Source organism: Sphingomonas humi (assembly GCF_039536725.1).
In the GTDB taxonomy this organism is placed as follows: Bacteria; Pseudomonadota; Alphaproteobacteria; order Sphingomonadales; family Sphingomonadaceae; genus Sphingomicrobium; species Sphingomicrobium humi.
In genome coordinates this window covers 936667-952397 of sequence record NZ_BAAAZD010000001.1, presented here as the reverse complement: position 1 = coordinate 952397, position 15731 = coordinate 936667, and the positions used below count along the sequence as shown (strand labels likewise).

14 protein-coding genes, 1 tRNA gene and 1 pseudogene are annotated in these 15731 nt (G+C 67.2%); 10 read left to right on the top strand and 6 right to left on the bottom strand.

Annotated elements, in window-relative coordinates:
• Positions 1-7: 7 nt before the first annotated feature.
• From ABD729_RS04650 to ABD729_RS04640, 3 genes are all read left to right on the top strand, one after another.
• Positions 8-1546, top strand: coding sequence for a PH domain-containing protein (locus ABD729_RS04650; protein WP_344708987.1), 1539 nt, complete (start codon positions 8-10; stop codon positions 1544-1546).
• Positions 1543-3294 carry a single-stranded-DNA-specific exonuclease RecJ gene (gene recJ, locus ABD729_RS04645; protein WP_344708986.1) on the top strand — a complete coding sequence of 584 codons (1752 nt, stop codon included), beginning with the start codon at positions 1543-1545 and terminating at the stop codon, positions 3292-3294. Before ABD729_RS04650 ends, recJ begins: the two co-directional genes overlap by 4 nt.
• A gap of 81 nt (positions 3295-3375) precedes the next feature.
• Positions 3376-3450: transfer RNA gene (locus tag ABD729_RS04640), tRNA-Glu, on the top strand.
• A gap of 136 nt (positions 3451-3586) precedes the next feature.
• Here ABD729_RS04640 and ABD729_RS04635 read toward each other — a convergent pair.
• Entirely contained in the window at positions 3587-4213 is a 627-nt protein-coding gene (locus tag ABD729_RS04635) for a PEPxxWA-CTERM sorting domain-containing protein (RefSeq protein WP_344708985.1), read from the bottom strand.
• Positions 4214-4356: 143 nt separating this feature from the next.
• A complete protein-coding gene (locus ABD729_RS04630) occupies positions 4357-5826 on the bottom strand; it encodes a mannose-1-phosphate guanylyltransferase/mannose-6-phosphate isomerase (RefSeq protein ID WP_344708984.1) in 1470 nt (489 codons plus the stop codon).
• 214 nt (positions 5827-6040) lie between these two features.
• Between ABD729_RS04630 and ABD729_RS04625 the strand changes: the two genes are divergently transcribed.
• The 3 genes and pseudogenes from ABD729_RS04625 to ABD729_RS04615 all read left to right on the top strand — a co-directional run.
• Entirely contained in the window at positions 6041-6628 is a 588-nt protein-coding gene (locus tag ABD729_RS04625; protein WP_344708983.1) for a PEPxxWA-CTERM sorting domain-containing protein, read from the top strand.
• Between the two features lie 10 nt (positions 6629-6638).
• The gene (locus ABD729_RS04620; RefSeq protein ID WP_344708982.1) at positions 6639-7274 is read left to right on the top strand and encodes a L,D-transpeptidase family protein; all 636 of its coding nucleotides are present in this window, start codon (positions 6639-6641) and stop codon (positions 7272-7274) included.
• Positions 7275-7574: 300 nt separating this feature from the next.
• A pseudogene (locus tag ABD729_RS04615) lies at positions 7575-8102 on the top strand (FxDxF family PEP-CTERM protein); the annotation flags it as partial.
• 71 nt (positions 8103-8173) lie between these two features.
• On the opposite strand, the gene ABD729_RS04610 reads toward ABD729_RS04615, so the two are convergent.
• Positions 8174-9262: a glycosyltransferase family 4 protein gene (locus ABD729_RS04610; RefSeq protein WP_344708980.1), complete on the bottom strand. Its 1089-nt coding sequence runs from the start codon at positions 9260-9262 to the stop codon at positions 8174-8176.
• Positions 9263-9300: 38 nt separating this feature from the next.
• Positions 9301-10314 carry a glycosyltransferase family 2 protein gene (locus ABD729_RS04605; protein WP_344708979.1) on the bottom strand — a complete coding sequence of 338 codons (1014 nt, stop codon included), beginning with the start codon at positions 10312-10314 and terminating at the stop codon, positions 9301-9303.
• A gap of 112 nt (positions 10315-10426) precedes the next feature.
• Here ABD729_RS04605 and ABD729_RS04600 point away from each other — a divergent pair, with 112 nt between their 5' ends.
• Positions 10427-11644 (top strand): glycosyltransferase family 4 protein, encoded by a 1218-nt coding sequence (locus ABD729_RS04600; RefSeq protein ID WP_344708978.1) that lies wholly within the window; start codon positions 10427-10429, stop codon positions 11642-11644.
• 1 nt (position 11645) lies between these two features.
• Here ABD729_RS04600 and ABD729_RS04595 read toward each other — a convergent pair whose 3' ends face one another.
• Entirely contained in the window at positions 11646-12818 is a 1173-nt protein-coding gene (locus tag ABD729_RS04595) for a glycosyltransferase family 2 protein (protein WP_344708977.1), read from the bottom strand.
• 120 nt (positions 12819-12938) lie between these two features.
• Between ABD729_RS04595 and xrtV the strand changes: the two genes are divergently transcribed.
• Together xrtV and epsI are read left to right on the top strand one after the other, a co-directional pair.
• A complete protein-coding gene (xrtV, locus tag ABD729_RS04590) occupies positions 12939-13829 on the top strand; it encodes an exosortase V (RefSeq protein ID WP_344708976.1) in 891 nt (296 codons plus the stop codon).
• Positions 13822-14541, top strand: a complete 720-nt coding sequence (gene epsI / locus ABD729_RS04585) for an exosortase-associated protein EpsI, V-type (RefSeq protein WP_344708975.1) — start codon at positions 13822-13824, stop codon at positions 14539-14541. The genes xrtV and epsI overlap by 8 nt, the downstream gene beginning before the upstream one ends.
• A gap of 2 nt (positions 14542-14543) precedes the next feature.
• Here the strand turns inward: epsI and ABD729_RS04580 are convergent, their stop codons facing one another.
• Positions 14544-14801: an XrtV sorting system accessory protein gene (locus ABD729_RS04580; protein WP_344708974.1), complete on the bottom strand. Its 258-nt coding sequence runs from the start codon at positions 14799-14801 to the stop codon at positions 14544-14546.
• Positions 14802-14886: 85 nt separating this feature from the next.
• Here ABD729_RS04580 and ABD729_RS04575 point away from each other — a divergent pair, with 85 nt between their 5' ends.
• On the top strand, positions 14887-15711 hold the full coding sequence (locus ABD729_RS04575) for a SurA N-terminal domain-containing protein (RefSeq protein WP_344708973.1): 825 nt from the start codon (positions 14887-14889) through the stop codon (positions 15709-15711).
• The last annotated feature ends 20 nt before the right edge of the window (positions 15712-15731 follow it).

Sequence of the window (15731 nt, the reverse complement as noted above, 5' to 3'; positions counted from 1 at the left end):
GGTTCCGGTGACCGCTGACGACGCGCCGGCCGAGCGGCTGCACCCGCTTGCGCTGCTGAGCGGGATCGGGCGCGCGGTGCGCAACGTGGTCGGCGGAATCGCGGCGGGCGGTTTCCTTGCCGTTCAGGGCCGCATCGGCGTCGCGCTGATGATCTTTGCGGGCATTGCCATGATGACGCTGGGCGGGCTGTTCCTTCACTGGCGGCGCTTTTCCTTCCGGGTCGGGAGCGACGCGATCCGGATCGACAGCGGGATCGTCAGCCGCAACCAGCGCACCATCCCGTTCGACCGGGTGGCCGACGTGAGCATCGAGCAGGGACCCCTGCAGCGGGTGTTCGGAATCGCGCGGGTGACGCTCGAGACCGGCGGGTCGGCGGCGGGCAAGGAGGAAGGCGTGCTGGACGGCATCGCCCTCCACCGCGCCGAGGCCTTGCGCGAATATGTGCGCTCGATGCGGCAGGGCCTGGGCGCTTCCGCGGTGCCTGCGTCAGCGCCAACAGCGATCGCCGAAGCCGAGACCCCGGCGCTATTCGCGATGGACCTTAAGCGGGTGCTGACGCTGGGCTTCTTCAATTTCAGCCTAGCGGTGCTGGCGGGCCTGTTCGGCGCCAGCCAGACGGTCGGCGACGCGCTTGGCATCGACCCATTCAAGCGCCGCTTCTGGACCCCGATCCTCGAGCAGAACGGGCTTGGCGACTTCCTTCTCGCGCACCGGATCGGGCTGGCGATCGGCGGGGCGGCGGTGCTGGTGCTGGTCGGGATCGCGACCGGGCTGCTGCGCACGGTGCTGCGCGAATTCGGGTTCCGGCTCGACCGCACCGGCAACGGGTTTCGCCGCCGCCGCGGGCTCCTCACCAGGACCGATGTCTCGCTCCCGGCGCGGCGGATCCAGGCCGGACTGATCGCCACCGGTCCGATCCGCAATCGCTTCGGCTGGCGCGCCTTCAAGGTGCTGAGCCTGGCCGGCGAAGGCGGCGGCGGGGGCGGCCGGAAGGGGCAGGAGGGGCGCAGCAACCATGTGCTTGCGCCGCTCGCCAGCGATGCCGAGATCGCGCCGATAGCGTCACACATCGGGCTCACCGTGCCGGACGCGTCCACGCCCTGGCGGCAAGTGTCGCGCGGCTATGTCACCAGCGCCCTGGCGCTGATCGGGATCGTGACGGGTGTGGGCGCGGTGGGCGGCCTGCTGTTCTTCGTCGCGCTGAATGCGCCCCTTCAAGCCTATGCCTGGCCGCCGCTCTTCGCGCTCGCCGGCTTTCTTGCGCTCGGCCTGCTGCGCTGGTTCGAATGGCGGCACACCTCCTATGCGCTGGATGGTGAGCGCCTGTTGATCCGCAGCGGCTGGTGGAGCCGCCGCACCCTCCTCCTCCCCTTACGCAATGTGCAGAGCGTGACCCTCAAGGAAAGCAGCTGGTCGCGCCGGTTCGGGATCGCCAGCCTGGCAGTGGACGTCGCGGGCGGGCGTTCGGGCGGGCAGATCCTACCCGCCCTGCCGCGAGATCAGGCGCGCACCATCCGCGCGGAGCTGCTATCGGCGCAGCCATGAGTGCGGCGCTTGGAGTGGAACGGTCGCTGTCGGGCCAGGCATGGCGCTGGCGGCGGCCGCAATCGGAAGAGAAACTGGGCATGGCCCTGCTCGACGAGCTGCTGCTCGGCCGCGGGGTGAGCCCGGACGAGCTCGACCGCTACCGCAACCCGACGCTGCGCGACCTGCTTCCCGACCCCAGCCTGTTCCGCGACATGGACGCGGCGGCCGAGCGGGTCGCTACAGCGGTGCTGGCGCAGGAGACCATTGCCATCTTCGGCGACTATGACGTCGATGGCGCGACCAGCAGCGCACTGCTGGTGCTGCTGCTCCGGCAGCTCGGGATCGAGGCGATGGTCCACATCCCCGATCGCCAGGCCGAGGGTTATGGCCCCAACCTCCCTGCCCTGCTCAACCTCAAGGCCCGGGGCGCGAGCCTGATCGTCACGGTCGACTGCGGCGCGCAGGCGTTCGAGCCGCTGGCCGGTGCGCGCGAGGCGGGCCTCGACGTGGTGGTGGTCGATCATCACCAGTGCGCGGCCGCGCTTCCGCTGTGCCATGCGCTGGTCAATCCCAACCGGCTGGACGAGGGCGAGACAGGGATCAGCCACGGTCACCTCGCGGCGGTCGGCATGGCCTTCCTGCTTGGCGTGGCGGTGGTGCGGACGCTGCGTGGCCGCGGCTATTTCGCCGCGCGCCCGGAGCCCCGGATCATCGAGCTGCTCGACCTCGTGGCGCTCGGCACGGTGGCCGACGTCGCCAAGCTGCACGGCCTCAACCGCGCGTTCGTGGCGCAGGGGCTGAAGGTCATGGCGGGCGGGCGCAACATCGGCCTCAACGCGCTTGCCCAGGCCGCACGGCTGAGCGCGGCGCCGAGCTGCCGCGACCTTGGCTTCGCGCTTGGTCCGCGGATCAACGCCGGGGGCCGGGTCGGACGCGCGGACCTCGGGGTGCGGCTGCTGACCACCACCGACCCCGACGAGGCGCACGCCATCGCGCTGGAACTCGACCGCCTCAACGAGGAGCGCCGCGGGATCGAGCAGCTGGTGCTCGACGATGCGCTGGCGCAGGCCGCCGGATTCGATAGCGACCCCGTGGTGACCGTCGCGGCGGAGGGCTGGCACCCGGGCGTGATCGGGATCGTCGCCGGGCGCCTCAAGGAAAAATTCGGCCGCCCCTCCTTCGTCATCGCGGTCGGCGAGGACGGGATCGGCAAGGGTTCTGGCCGGTCGATCACCGGGGTCGACCTTGGCGCGGCGATCCTGTCGGCGAGGGACATGGGGCTGGCCGCGGGCGGTGGGGGTCATGCAATGGCCGCCGGGGTGACGCTTGCGCCAGGCGGGGTGCCCGCGTTCCGCGATTTCCTGAACCAGCGGCTGGCGGCGGACGTCGCCATCGCCACCGCCGGCCGCGCACTGGTGCTCGATACCCTGTGCGCGCCGCGGGGCGTGGCCGGCGGCCTGTGCGATTCGCTCGACCAGGCGGGTCCTTATGGGGTCGGCTGGCCGCAGCCCCGCGTCGCCGCGGGCGAGGCGCGGCTGATGCGGGTCGGGGTGGTCGGCAACGGCCACGTCCGCGGCATCGCCTGCGGGGCCGATGGGGCGAGCTTCAAGTGGATCGCCTTCCGGGCCGCCGACAGCGAGCTTGGCCAGGCGCTGCTGGCGATGCCCGGCGAGCGCAAGCTGTGGCTGGCGGGGACCGTCCACCGCGACAGCTGGACCGGGGGCAATGCGGCCGAATTGCACCTGGAAGATGCGGCGTTCGCGTGACCTTCGACGCCTGACCGATGGTCGGTAGCTTGCCTGCTTGACCACCCGCGCACCTTCGCCTAGGCAGCCCCCCGCCCAGTTGGCCCCTTCGTCTAGTGGTTAGGACGCGGCCCTTTCACGGCTGAAACACGGGTTCGAGTCCCGTAGGGGTCACCAGGCTTTCCGACATCATTTGAGAGCCTGCCAGCGCCATGCGCGCAGCGCTTTTGCGCGGGCAATCCACAACAGAAAAACGGCCCCGATGCCGCAAGGCACCGGAGCCGCTCCCTCCTGTCGAGACGAACTCGTTGGGTTAGGCGACCTGGTACAGGTGCACGGTGCGCCGACGACGACGCATTGAGGCACCGATCGCGCCGAAACCGACCAGCATGAGCGCCCAGGTTCCGGGCTCCGGCACGGCCGCAGTCACGCCGCCGAGGCGCAGCTGGCGGAGATCTGTAACGCCCGTCCCGTTGGTGTCGAAGCTGATCGAGGTGATGGCGTCGGTGCCCGTGGCCTCGAAGCCGAAGAAATTCTCGCCGTTGCCGAGCGCGAAATTCTGGGTGACGCCGTTCACCGTGATCGCGACCGAGCTGGTGCTGCCCTGCGCGTTGAAGAGGTTGAATTCGGCGCTGGTAAAGGTGCCGCCGTTGGTCAGGAAGACCGAACCCATATCGAGCGGCGACTTGTCGGCAGCCATGAAGCGCGACTGGCCGTTCGAAGCGGTCGTGGTCAGCGCTTCGTCGGACTGGACGCTCACCATCGTATTGGTCTGATTGGTGGTGCCCACCACCGAGGTGCCGGTCAGGCTGGTGTCGGCAAGGACATTCTCGGGCGGCTGGACCGCGCCGGGCGAAGCCGTGACGATGATGGCAGCCGAGGCCGGGGTGGCCGCGAGGCCGAGGGCCGACGCAGCGGCGATGAACGCAAACTTCTTCATAGGGGTACTCCGGACGCAACACGAGGCTGGACAGGAGAAAGGCCCACTGCCGCGGTGTACATGACGCACCGCGGCACCAGGCTGTTCCTATGCTTAAGAAATAAAGTTAATCCGGCGATAACGTATCGCGTGGCCGGAGGCGGTCAGCCCTGCCCCGCCCGGCCATAGATATCGTCGAACCGCACGATGTCATCTTCGCCCAGATAACTACCGCACTGGACCTCGACGAGGTGGAGCGGGACCTTGCCGGGGTTGGCGAGGCGGTGGACGGTGCCCGCGCTGATGTAGGTCGATTCATTCTCATGCAGCAGGAAGGTCTTCTCGCCGACGGTCACTTCGGCGGTGCCGGAGACGACCACCCAATGCTCCGAACGGTGGTGGTGCAGCTGGCTCGACAGCTTGGCCCCCGGGCGGACGATGATGCGCTTGGTCTGGAAACGCTCATCGAGGTCGGTGGTCTGGTACGATCCCCACGGCCGGTGGACGACGCTTGGCTGGTCGGCAACCGCATTGCCGCTGGCCTTGAGCGCCTTGACCACCGCCCCGATGTCCTGGGCGCGGTCGCGGGAGCTGACCAGGACCGCGCCGTCGACCGCCACCACGATGAGGTTGTCGAGCCCGAGGGCCGCGATCGTCGTCTCACCCCCGGCGAACAGCAGCGAATTGCTGGTGTCGAGCGCCATCGCGCTTCCGTGCAGCGCATTGCCGCGGTCGTCGTGCGCGGCGCGGCCCCAGATCTCGTTCCACGAACCGAGGTCGGACCAGGCCATGTCGACCGGGACCACCGCGACGTTGGTCGAGCGCTCCATCACCGCATAGTCGATCGAAATGGGGTCGATCGGCGAGGCTTCATTCTGCTCGGCCGGGCGGAAGAAGGTGCCGTCGGTGGCGCCGCCGTCGACCGCTGCCCGCGCCCAGGCGGCGATGCCCGGGGCATGCGCGTCCATTTCGGCGAGAAGGTCCTCGGCCCGGAACAGGAAGATGCCGGCGTTCCAGAAATAATTGCCCGAACGGACATAGTCCTCGGCCTTGGTCAGCGAGGGCTTTTCGACGAATTCGGCAACGTCGAGGACGCCCGCATTGCCGGCCCCGGCATCGACCCGGATATAGCCGTAGCCCGTATGCGGCATGGTCGGGTGGATTCCGAAGGTCACGATCTTGCCGGCCTGCACCGCGGGGACCGCCTCGCGGATCGCGGCATGGAAGGCGGGCAGGTCGTCGATGACGTGATCCGACGGAAGGACCAGCATCATCTCGCCCGGCGCGCGCTGGGCCAGCCATTGCGCGGCGACCGCGAGCGCGGGCGCGGTATTGCGGCCCTGCTGTTCGAGGATGATGCACTCCGCCTCGAAAGAGGTGTCCTCGACCTGGTCGCGGACGAGGAAGCGCTGGTCCTCGGCGGTGATCAGCATCGGCCGCGCGAACCCGGCGCCCGACGCACGCGTCACGGTGTTCTGAAGCAGGGAGGGCCCGCCATCGAAGCTTGCCAGCTGCTTGGGGAAATGGGCGCGGCTGAGGGGCCACAGGCGCGTGCCAGACCCGCCACAAAGAATGACGGGCCTGATGTTCGCAGGCGCCGCCTGGCCGGTCGTCGGCAGATTCGTATCGTTCATGCGCATTCCCATAGATGCTTCGGCAAGGTTCGTCGCGGTCAAGCACAGGCGGTGGCGAGGGTCCAGTTTGGACCCGTCGCATCCGCGCGAAGACGAGCACGGCCCTGCCAAGGGGCTGGGAAGAAACTTAATTTCTCTTTAACCGTTTCACCATCGACGAATTTGTCCCTGGAGTGTCGTCTTGTCCCTGCATCGAGCGTCCAAGCTACGGCTCATGCTGGCCTCCGCTGCCTGCGTGGCGGCGATCGCCTCGGCGCCATTGGCGATCACGACGCTTGGCGACCATGGAGTCGCCATGCCCGGTCTTGCGGCGTCGCAGAAGATCATGTCCCTCCTCGACGCCCGCTCGCCGGGCGAGCGCGTAAAGGGTGCGCTCAGCCAGAAGAAAAAGAAGAAGCAGAGCCTGGCGGTCCGCGAGGCCGCGCCAGCGACCTCCGCGACGCCGACCGAGCGGCTGGCCGCGGCGGTTGTACCGGCACCGGCCGCGCCCCCCGCCGAGGCGACCCCGCCCGTGACCGAAGCGCCGCCTGAAGCCCTGGCGGGCGTGGTTGCGCCTGCGGCTGCCGCCGTTGCCGGAGGCCCGCCGCTGCTGGTCGGCGCTGCGGTGTTCGGCGGTGGTGGCGGTATCGGCGGCGGCGGTGCAGGCGGCGGCGGCGGCGGCGGCGGGCAGGTGCCGCCCGGCACCACTCCGCCGACCAGCGCCGTTCCCGAACCGCAAAGCTGGTTCCTGATGCTCGTCGGCTTCGGCCTTGCCGGAACCTCCCTGCGACGGCGCTCCGCCGCGCGGCCGGCGCTGGCCTGAACGGACGATCATGCGCTGGTTGACCCTGGTCGGCGTTGCGGCTGTGGTAGGTGGGTTCCTTTCCTATCTGGCGGTCCCCCGGTCCGACGCCGCGGTGAGCGCTGCTGCTGCGCCTGCGGTGCAGTCGCGGTCCAGCGCCGACGACAAGCGGATCTACCTTTCCCCCGACCAGCGGCGTGAGGCGACCGGCAAGGCCGGGTTCGCCATCGCCCCCCGCTCGCTGCTGCGGGTCGACCGGCGGCTTCAATATGGCGAATATGAGTGGAACGCCGAGGGCGTGCCGCCCGGCCCGGTCACCGTCCGGGTGGACCTGCGCACCCAGCTGATGAGCGTGTTTCGCGGCGGGCACGAGATCGGGACCACGGTCGCGCTCTATGGTGCGGACAGCAAGGAAACCCCGCTCGGACGGTTCCCCATCCTGTGGAAGGGCAAGAACCACCGTTCGAGCCTGTACGACGCGCCCATGCCCTACACGCTGCGGCTGACCGGCGACGGCGTGGCGATCCACGGCAGCAATGTGCGGTGGGGCGCCGCCACTCACGGATGCGTCGGCGTTCCGACCGGTTTTGCAGAAAAACTGTTCGCGGCGACCAAGATCGGCGACGTGGTGACAATCGTCCGCACGAAGAACGGAACGGCATCATAGAACGTGCGAGCACGGGCGTGCGTAACTCAACTCATCGCATCAGGTTCCGAGATTAATTACCGATTTTTTGTTTCACCTGTGTAGCGATTAAATGCCGACCGCCATGGACAACTTGCTGCAGGTGCGAAGAAAAAAGGCGAGACCTCGGAACCAAATTCCTTACCAACCCGTTAACCCTGCCGCGGTGGAAACGCGATTTCACCGACTCTTCCACGCTAGGGGAACGTCATGAAAATGCTGAAACTCACGGTCGCTGCCGCGATCGCCGCCACCGCTTTGCCAAGTGCGGCAAGCGCTGCTTCCATCGTTACTACGGGTAATCTCGCCACCACGGTTGCGAATACCAAGCTCGATATTGCCGCAACCAACCCGAACAACTTCACGATCGGGTTCAGCGACGCGGATCTTGCCAATCCGTTCAATGAACTGCTGACCTTCACCACCGACGTTGCGGGTATCCTCAACATCAACGTGCTGACGTCGGCGACGTCGCTGGCCGACAACGTCACCTTCTCGAGCGTCTCGCTCTTCGGTGGCTCGATCGGCGGCGCACCCGGGACCAGCCTCGTGCAGGTCCGTCCGGATCCGAACGACACGTTTGGCTTTGCCAACAACACGATCAACATCGGTGCCGGCACCTACACCCTGAACATCCAGGGCACCCCGGGCTCGCAGAATGGCTCGTTCGGTGGTTCGGTTGCCTTCAGCCAGACCGCCGCGGTTCCCGAGCCGGGCACCTGGGCGCTGATGCTGATCGGTTTCGGTGCCGTCGGCTTCTCGATGCGTCGCCGCCGCGCGACCGCCGCACATCTTTATCAGGCTGCCTAAAAGCGCCTCGGTAAACTACGCAAAAACAAGGGGTCCGTCCGAAAGGTCGGGCCCCTTTTTTATGTGTGCGATCACCCGCGCTGGGCGATGACCTCGGCCAGGAATGCCTCATATTGCGCGGCTATCCTGTCCCACGAGAAGAGTTTCGCGCGTTCTTCGAGAGCGCTGCGGTCGGCACTGCGCTGAAGGCTGTCGGCGATGCCGCTGGTCAGGGCGTCCATATCCTCGTCACGCACGAGGCACGCCGTGGTGTCGGTGATCCAGCGCGTGCGTGGAAGGTCCCAGGCGACTGTCGTCAGGCCGCAGGCCATGGCCTCGACGAAGACGTTCCCGAAACATTCGTCGCGTGACAGGTGCAGGAACAGGTCGGCGCTGTTGTAGAGCGCCGGCATCCGGTCGGGCGTGACGGTGAAATTATGAAAGCGGCCGGGCATCAGCCTGGCCGCCTGGTCCCGCAGCGTGGCGCGCAAGGGGCCATCGCCGGCAACCGCCAGATGCACGCCGGGAAGCCTGCTCACCGCGTCGATCGCGGTGCCGACCTGCTTGCTGTGGATGAGCGCGCTCGCCATCAGCACCAGCGGAACGCCTTCGGGCAGGCCAAGGTCGGCCCGGGCCGGGGGCATGTTGTGGAAGCGCGCGAGATCGACGCCGTTGGGGATCAGCGCCGAGCGATAGCGATCGCGGTTCGTTTCCAGATAATCGGGGTTGATGCAGACCAGCCCCTCGCAGCCGAAGAAGCGATTCTCGCTGTTGTCGGCCTGCGCCGGCCAGTCACCATTCTGCGTGACGAACACATGGGCGGGGCGCCTGCCCTTGTGCTTGCGGGAGCGCAGCGCCCAGTTGAGGAAGGGGTAGGAGCAGGCCAGTGTCACGTCATAGTCGGCCGGGCGATAGACGCGCAGGAAACCGGGTATGAAGCTTGCTTCTTCCCACGAGGTTTCGGTGCGGAAGGCGGGCCAGCTCGGGAACCGCTCGAACCGTTCCCGCCCGATTAGCGGCGCGGACAGATAGCGATACGAGGTGCCGGGCCGTTCGGGCCCCGACCCAATCAACGTCACCTCATGCCCGCGGCGGGCAAGTTCGGACCCGACCGACATGAAGGCGATTTCCGCACCCCGCGAGACGCGGTGGAGCCCGGGCAATGCGAACGCGATCCTCATGCGGTGATCCAGCCCTTGGCGCTCATCCTTCGCGCAGCTCACTTATATTCGATGAGGGTGCGGCGCGACGAGGTCAGCCGCCGCGCCCAGTAGATCAGCACGCCCTGCACCTGCGCGATCTTGAACACGAACAGGAGCAGGCCCCACTTCAGCGCCGTCCCCTGCCCGAACCCCTTGCGCCGCGCCTGCCCGCTGGTGCGCACGACCTGGACGGCCAGCAGCGCCACGACAGCGAGGCCAAGGGCAAGGAAGACAGCGCTTTGGAAGGCGGCCGCGCCGAGCAGCAGAAGCGCCGCCAGCGCCATCACGCCCGTCCAAAAGAAGATGCTGAGGAGGAACCGGTGCCAGCCCGGATCGCCCTGTCGTCCGTGGAGGGCCGCCAATTCCGCAGTGGCATGGCCGGCCCGCATCGCGCGGCGCCAGGACTGGCGCATGCTGCCGATATCGACGTCGTGCAGCGTCATGTCGCGCCCATTAGCCCAGATCCGCCACCCGTTCTGGCGCAGGCGGAGGCAAAGGTCGGGCTCCTCGCCGGCGATCAGCCGCGGGTTGTAGCCGTTGACGGACTGCAGCGCCGCAAGGCGAAACAGCGCGTCGCCGCCGCACGATCGCGCCTCGCCCGCAGGGACGTCCCATTCGATCTCGCAGGCGACATGATAGATATTGCGGGTCGGATATTTCTCGCGCCTGCGACCGAACACCACCGCCAGCGTCTCGTCCGCGGCCAGGGTTTCCCGCGCCTGCTGGACCCAGCCGGGGGTCAGCTCGCAATCGCCATCGGCCGTGTGGACGAAGCGGACCTCCGGATGGCTGTCGGCGATGGCGGCAAGGCCGAGGTTGCGGGCGCGCGCAGCGGTGAATTCCTGCCCCTGGCCAAGTTCGAGGTCGAGAACGGTGAAGCCAAGAGAGCGGGCGAAGTCCTGGCTTCCGTCGGTCGAGCCGGAATCGACGTAGATCCGGGCGGGAACGTCAGGGACCGAGCGAAGGCAGCGCATCAGCCGCTCGCCCTCGTTTCGCCCTATGATGACGAACCCAACATCATCCAATCCCATGCGGGCGGCTATATGGCTGGCCTTTGCACCCGTCCACTCACGGGACGTTTACCGGTTTTGCGCAAACCGGCCTCTCTATCGTCCCACACCCGATGCTCTATGACGTGTCGCCATGCTTCGCATCGGTTACCTCATCAATCGTTATCCGTGGCCGAGCCACACGTTCATCCGCACCGAGATGCGCGAGCTCGAGCGGCAGGGGCACGAGGTCGCGCGGCTGGCGGTGCGGGGCTGGGACGATGCGCAGGGAAGCGCGCTCGACGAGGAGGAGCAGAAGCTCACCGATTATGTCCTGCAGTCGGGCGCGCTGGGCCTTTTGGCGAGCGCGGCCGGGCTGCTTTTGCGGTCGCCTCTTGCCTTCGCGCGCGGGCTTGCAGCCACCTTGCGGCTGGCGCGGGGGAGCCAGGCCGGCCTCAAGCATATCGCCTATTTCCTCGAGGCATGCTGGGTGGTCGGCTGGAGCAGGCGGCGCGGGGTCGCGCATCTCCATGCCCATTTCGGGACCAATACCGCGATCGTCGCGACGATCGTCCATGCGCTGTGCGGACTGCCTTTTAGCTTCACCGTCCACGGCCCCGAAGAGTTCGACGCGCCGCGCCAGCTGAAACTGCGCGAGAAGGCGGCGGCGGCAAGCTTCGTGGTGGCGATCACATCCTATTGCCGGAGCCAGCTCTATCGCTGGGTCGATCCGCAGGACTGGCCAAAGATCAAAATCGTGCGCTGTACGCCCGAGCCGACCTTTTTGGTCGCAGCGCCGACGCCCCCGCCCGCAGCCAAGCGCCTCGTCTGCGTCGGTCGGCTTTGCGAGCAGAAGGGGCAGCTGAAGCTGATCGAGGCGCTGGAGCGGCTGGGGGACAAGCACCCCGACCTCAAGCTCGTGCTCGCCGGCGAGGGGCCGATGCGGCCCGAGCTGGAGCACGCCGTCGCCAAAGCGAGCCTCGGCGAGCGGGTGACCATCACCGGCTGGATCAACAGCGAACGGGTGATGGGGGAGCTGCTGGCAGCCGATGCTCTCGTCCTGCCGAGCTTTGCCGAAGGACTGCCGGTCGTCATCATGGAAGCCATGGCGCTTGGCCGGCCGGTGATCAGCACGCTGATCGCGGGGATTCCCGAACTGGTGCGCGACGGCGTCGACGGCTTTCTTGTCCCGGCCGGTGACAGCGACCTGCTGGCCGACGCGATCGACCGGTTCCTCGCGCTCAGCAACGGGGAGCGCCAGCGCCTTGCGGCGGCCGCCAGCGAGCGGGTTCGCGAACGGCACCAGCCGGCGCGCGAAGCGGCCTATCTTGCCGAACTGGCGCTGAGCGGGGGCAAGGCCGAGCGCGACTGACCTACTGGGGACGCTCGGTCCGATTCCACTGCTTGGGCGCGCCCGAGCGGACCAGTTTCAGGTACATCGGGATCTTCCACAGCGCGTAGAGCGGCAGGCGGACGAGCGCGCCAAGGCTCAGGAAGGTGCGGCCCTCGCGCCACCAAGCGAGCAGGAGCACGAGCGCGGCGACGAGGCCGACGCCCGCGAGGAGGAGCGCTGGCGCGGGTGAAGCGCCAAAGGCTGCAAGGACGAGCAGAAGCGCCAGAACGGCCGCGTTGACGAGCGCCAGCAACGTCAGTGGCGGCACCAGCAGGTCGAGCCCCGCCAGCAGCGTTCGCGGCGACAAGGTGGCGATTCCGCGGGCGATCAGCCCCGGCGCGGTGGCCTTCGCCAGCGCGAGGAAGCCGCCTTCCCACCGGCTGCGCTGGCCGAGCGTATGCGACTGGTCGGCATGGGGCGACCAGACGATGCATTCTTCGACCAGCCGCGGGTGGGCGCCCGCCCGGGCAAGTTCCAGACCGAGGCGGGCGTCCTCGATGATGCTCGACGTCGCTAAGTCCGCGCCCTCGAACATGGGCCACGGGATGCACATGCCGGTGCCGGTCAGGTGCACGCTTCCGGCGAGGCGTTGAAGGCCGCGCTGGCGAACGAGGTTCTTGATCAGGAAGGCGAAGGTGGAAACCTGGACCAGCGCGCCCGCCGTGGGCGAGGGTTCGAGGAGGTTGATCGCCTGCACCGGCCGGCCCAGCTGCTGGCACGCACCGGCCAGCGCTTCCAACCCGTCGCGGCTGGTGCTGCAATCGGAATCGAGGACGATCACCGCGGTCGGCGGCGCCTGGCGCAGGTGATCGCGGGCGAAGGCGAGCGCGAAGCCCTTGCCGCGGTTCACCGCGTCCTGCCGCTCGATCACCTCGACCCCGAGCCCGCGCGCGATGCTGGCGGTGTCGTCGGTGCAATTGTCGGCGACCACCAGCACCCTGAACCGCGGGCCAGCGGCCTGCGTAAGGCTTTCCAGCGTCCGCGCGATAACCGCTTCTTCATTGTGCGCGGGCAGGATGATCGCGGTCGTCCCTAGCGGGCGGCGCCACAGTGTGCGGGCGCCGCGGGGAAGGCCAAGGGCAACTTCGGCAACGAACATGAGATCGCTGAGCAGCACGGGCGCAAGCAGGATCAGGGCGAGGACGGTCATCATGCAGTCGAAGCTTTCGGTCCCCGAAGCCCTCGGGGCGGGCGATTGCCAACCCTGTAGCATGGGACTAGCGTCTTGGATCAATTCGGTTCGTCTGCCAACGCAGATCAGGGCGGGTCATTAGTGCTGCTTGTGAAGCAAAAGGAAAAGGCGAACTGGCTGTCCCAATGGCAGCTTTCGCATGTCGCCCTGATTGTCGGCTTTCTGGCCTTCGTGCTGCCGCCGATGTTCGACGTCGCGCGCTTCAACTGGACCACCGAACAGGGCGGGCATGGGCCCATCGTCATGGCGACCGGCCTGTGGCTGCTATGGCGCGAATATAGCGCGTCGCGGCACCTGACACGTCCGGGCAATGCGATCCTGGGGATCGGTGCCCTGCTGGTGCTCGTCCCGCTCTACATCGTGGCTGGGATCACCGGCATCCTCGAGTTGCAGGTGTTCATCATGTACGCGGCGGTGGTCGCCGGAGCCTATCTGCTGGTTGGCCCTGCGGTCCTTCGCGCCTGCTGGTTCCCGATCCTCTATCTCGCCTTCGCGCTGCCGCCGCCCGACCAGGTCGTTGCCGTCATCACCCAGCCGGTGAAGATCGTGATCTCGAGCGCGGCGGTGAAGTTCCTGTACGCGCTCGGCTATCCGATCGGCAGTTCGGGCGTGATGATCCAGATCGCGCAATATGAGCTGCTTGTCGCGGCCGCCTGTTCCGGGCTGAACAGCCTGCTGACGCTGTCGGCGATCTGCATGTTCTACGTTTATCTGAAGAACAGCGACGACAAGAAGCTGTTCATCGGCATGGCGCTGCTGGTCGTGCCGATCGCGGTGCTGGCGAACTTCATACGGGTGCTGATCCTGATCCTCATCACCTATTACGCAGGCGAAGCCACGGCGCAGGGCTTCCTCCACGATTTCGCCGGCATCCTGACCTTCGCGGCGGCCCTCGCGACATTGATGGCGATCGAGGCGATCATCACCAGCCCGCGCCGGCTGTGGGCGAGGAAGAAGGCCGCCAATGCCTGAGCGCGAACAAGCAGAGCACGACATCGAGGCCGTGGGCACGAGCACGCGCGGGCTCGATCGGCGGCGCTTCCTGATCGGGGGCGTGATGGCCGCCGGCGCAGCGACGACCTACGCCCGGCTGCCGAGCAAGCCCGTCGACTATCTTGGCTCACGCAAGCTCGAGAAGCTCGTCCCCAAGAAGATCGGGTCGTGGGAATTCCTGACCAACAGCGGGCTGGTGGTGCCGACCGAAGACACGCTGTCGGATTCGCTTTATTCGCAGCTGCTGACCCGGACCTACACCAATGGTGTCGATCCGCCGATGATGCTGCTGATCGCGCAAAGCGCCGGGCAGACCGGCCTGTTGCAGGTCCATCGGCCCGAATTCTGCTATCCCGCGGGCGGGTTCAAGCTGTCGCCGATCGTCCCGATCCCGCTTGCCACCGGGGGTGGCAGCATCAAGGCGAACAATCTCACCGCGACCCTGCCGGGCCGGTCCGAACAGATCGTCTACTGGACGCGGGTCGGGACCGACATGCCGCTGACCTGGGCGTCGCAGCGGCTTTCGGTCGCGATCGCCAATCTGAAGGGACTGATTCCGGACGCGGTGTTGACCCGGGTATCGACGGTCGATCCCGATCGCGAGGCCGCCCTCACCCGCCTGGCGGACTTCGCGGAAACACTTCTGCGCGACATGGGCGCGAGCAAGGACGTGCTGATTTCGGGTCGCTAGTCCTAGTCGGCCTTGGGCCAGCTGAACGGCTTGAGATAGTGGAACACGAAGGCGAGCGTCCCGACGATCGCGAGGATGGCCAGCAGGTGCTGCCCTTCATTGCCGACGTAGTTGGCGACGGCGCAGCCGACACCCGCTGCAAGGTACATCCACAGGGGATCGTTGACGTCGTTGCCGCTGTCGCTGGTGGAGCGCTGCATGAACAGGACGATCAGTCCGGCAAAGATGCCGACCGTGATCCAGTCATAGGGCGTTTCCATTTGAAGCAACTCCTCCGCACCTGTCTGGCATCCCTCTAGCATCGATGCTAGCCTTGTAGGAACAGCTGTTATTGAGGTCTGATACATGCGCAATCGTGCTCTTGCTGCCGTTCTCCTTCTCGCCACCCTCACGGCTTGCCAGAAGAAGGCGGAGGGGCAGACCGTTGCCCTGGTCAATGGCGAGGAGATCACTTCGTCCGAACTCAACGCGGAACTGGCCAACGCCAACATTCCTGCCGACGCCGACAAGAAGGCGATCACCAACCGCATCCTTCAGGGGCTGGTCGATCGCCGCCTGCTGGCCGAGCAGGCGCGCAAGGACGGGGTCGACAAGACCCCCGACTTCATCGCCCGCCAGCGCCGGATGAATGAGGAACTGCTGATCGGCATGCTCGCCAACCGGTCGATGGACACCAGTAAGCTGCCGACCGATTCCGAGATTGCGGCGTTCCAGGCGAAGAACCCGCAGGCCTTCGCCAAGCGCGAAGTGTGGAAGCTTGAGCAGGTCCAGTATGACACGCCGAAGGACAAGGCCGTCACCGATCAGATCATCGCGACCAAGACGCTCGACCAACTGACGAGCGTGCTGACCGCGGCGCGGGTCCCCTTCCAGCGCGGCAACAACCAGATCGTCACGAGCTCGATCCCGAGCGAGCTTTATCCGCAGCTCGCGGGCCTGACGGCGGGCGAACCCTTTATCGTCCCCAACGGCAACAAGTCGGTGGCGAGCGTGATCGCTACACGCACGCCCGCGCCGGTCGATGCAGCGGCAGCCCGGACCGAAGCGGTGAACGCGATCCGGCGGCAGAGCAGCACCAATGCCCTGCAGCAGCGGCTGAAGGATCTGCGGGGCCAGGCCAAGATCGAATATAAGGCAGGCTTCGGACCGGCCGAGACGCCCAAGAAGTAAGAGAACGGCACCGCGCTTAG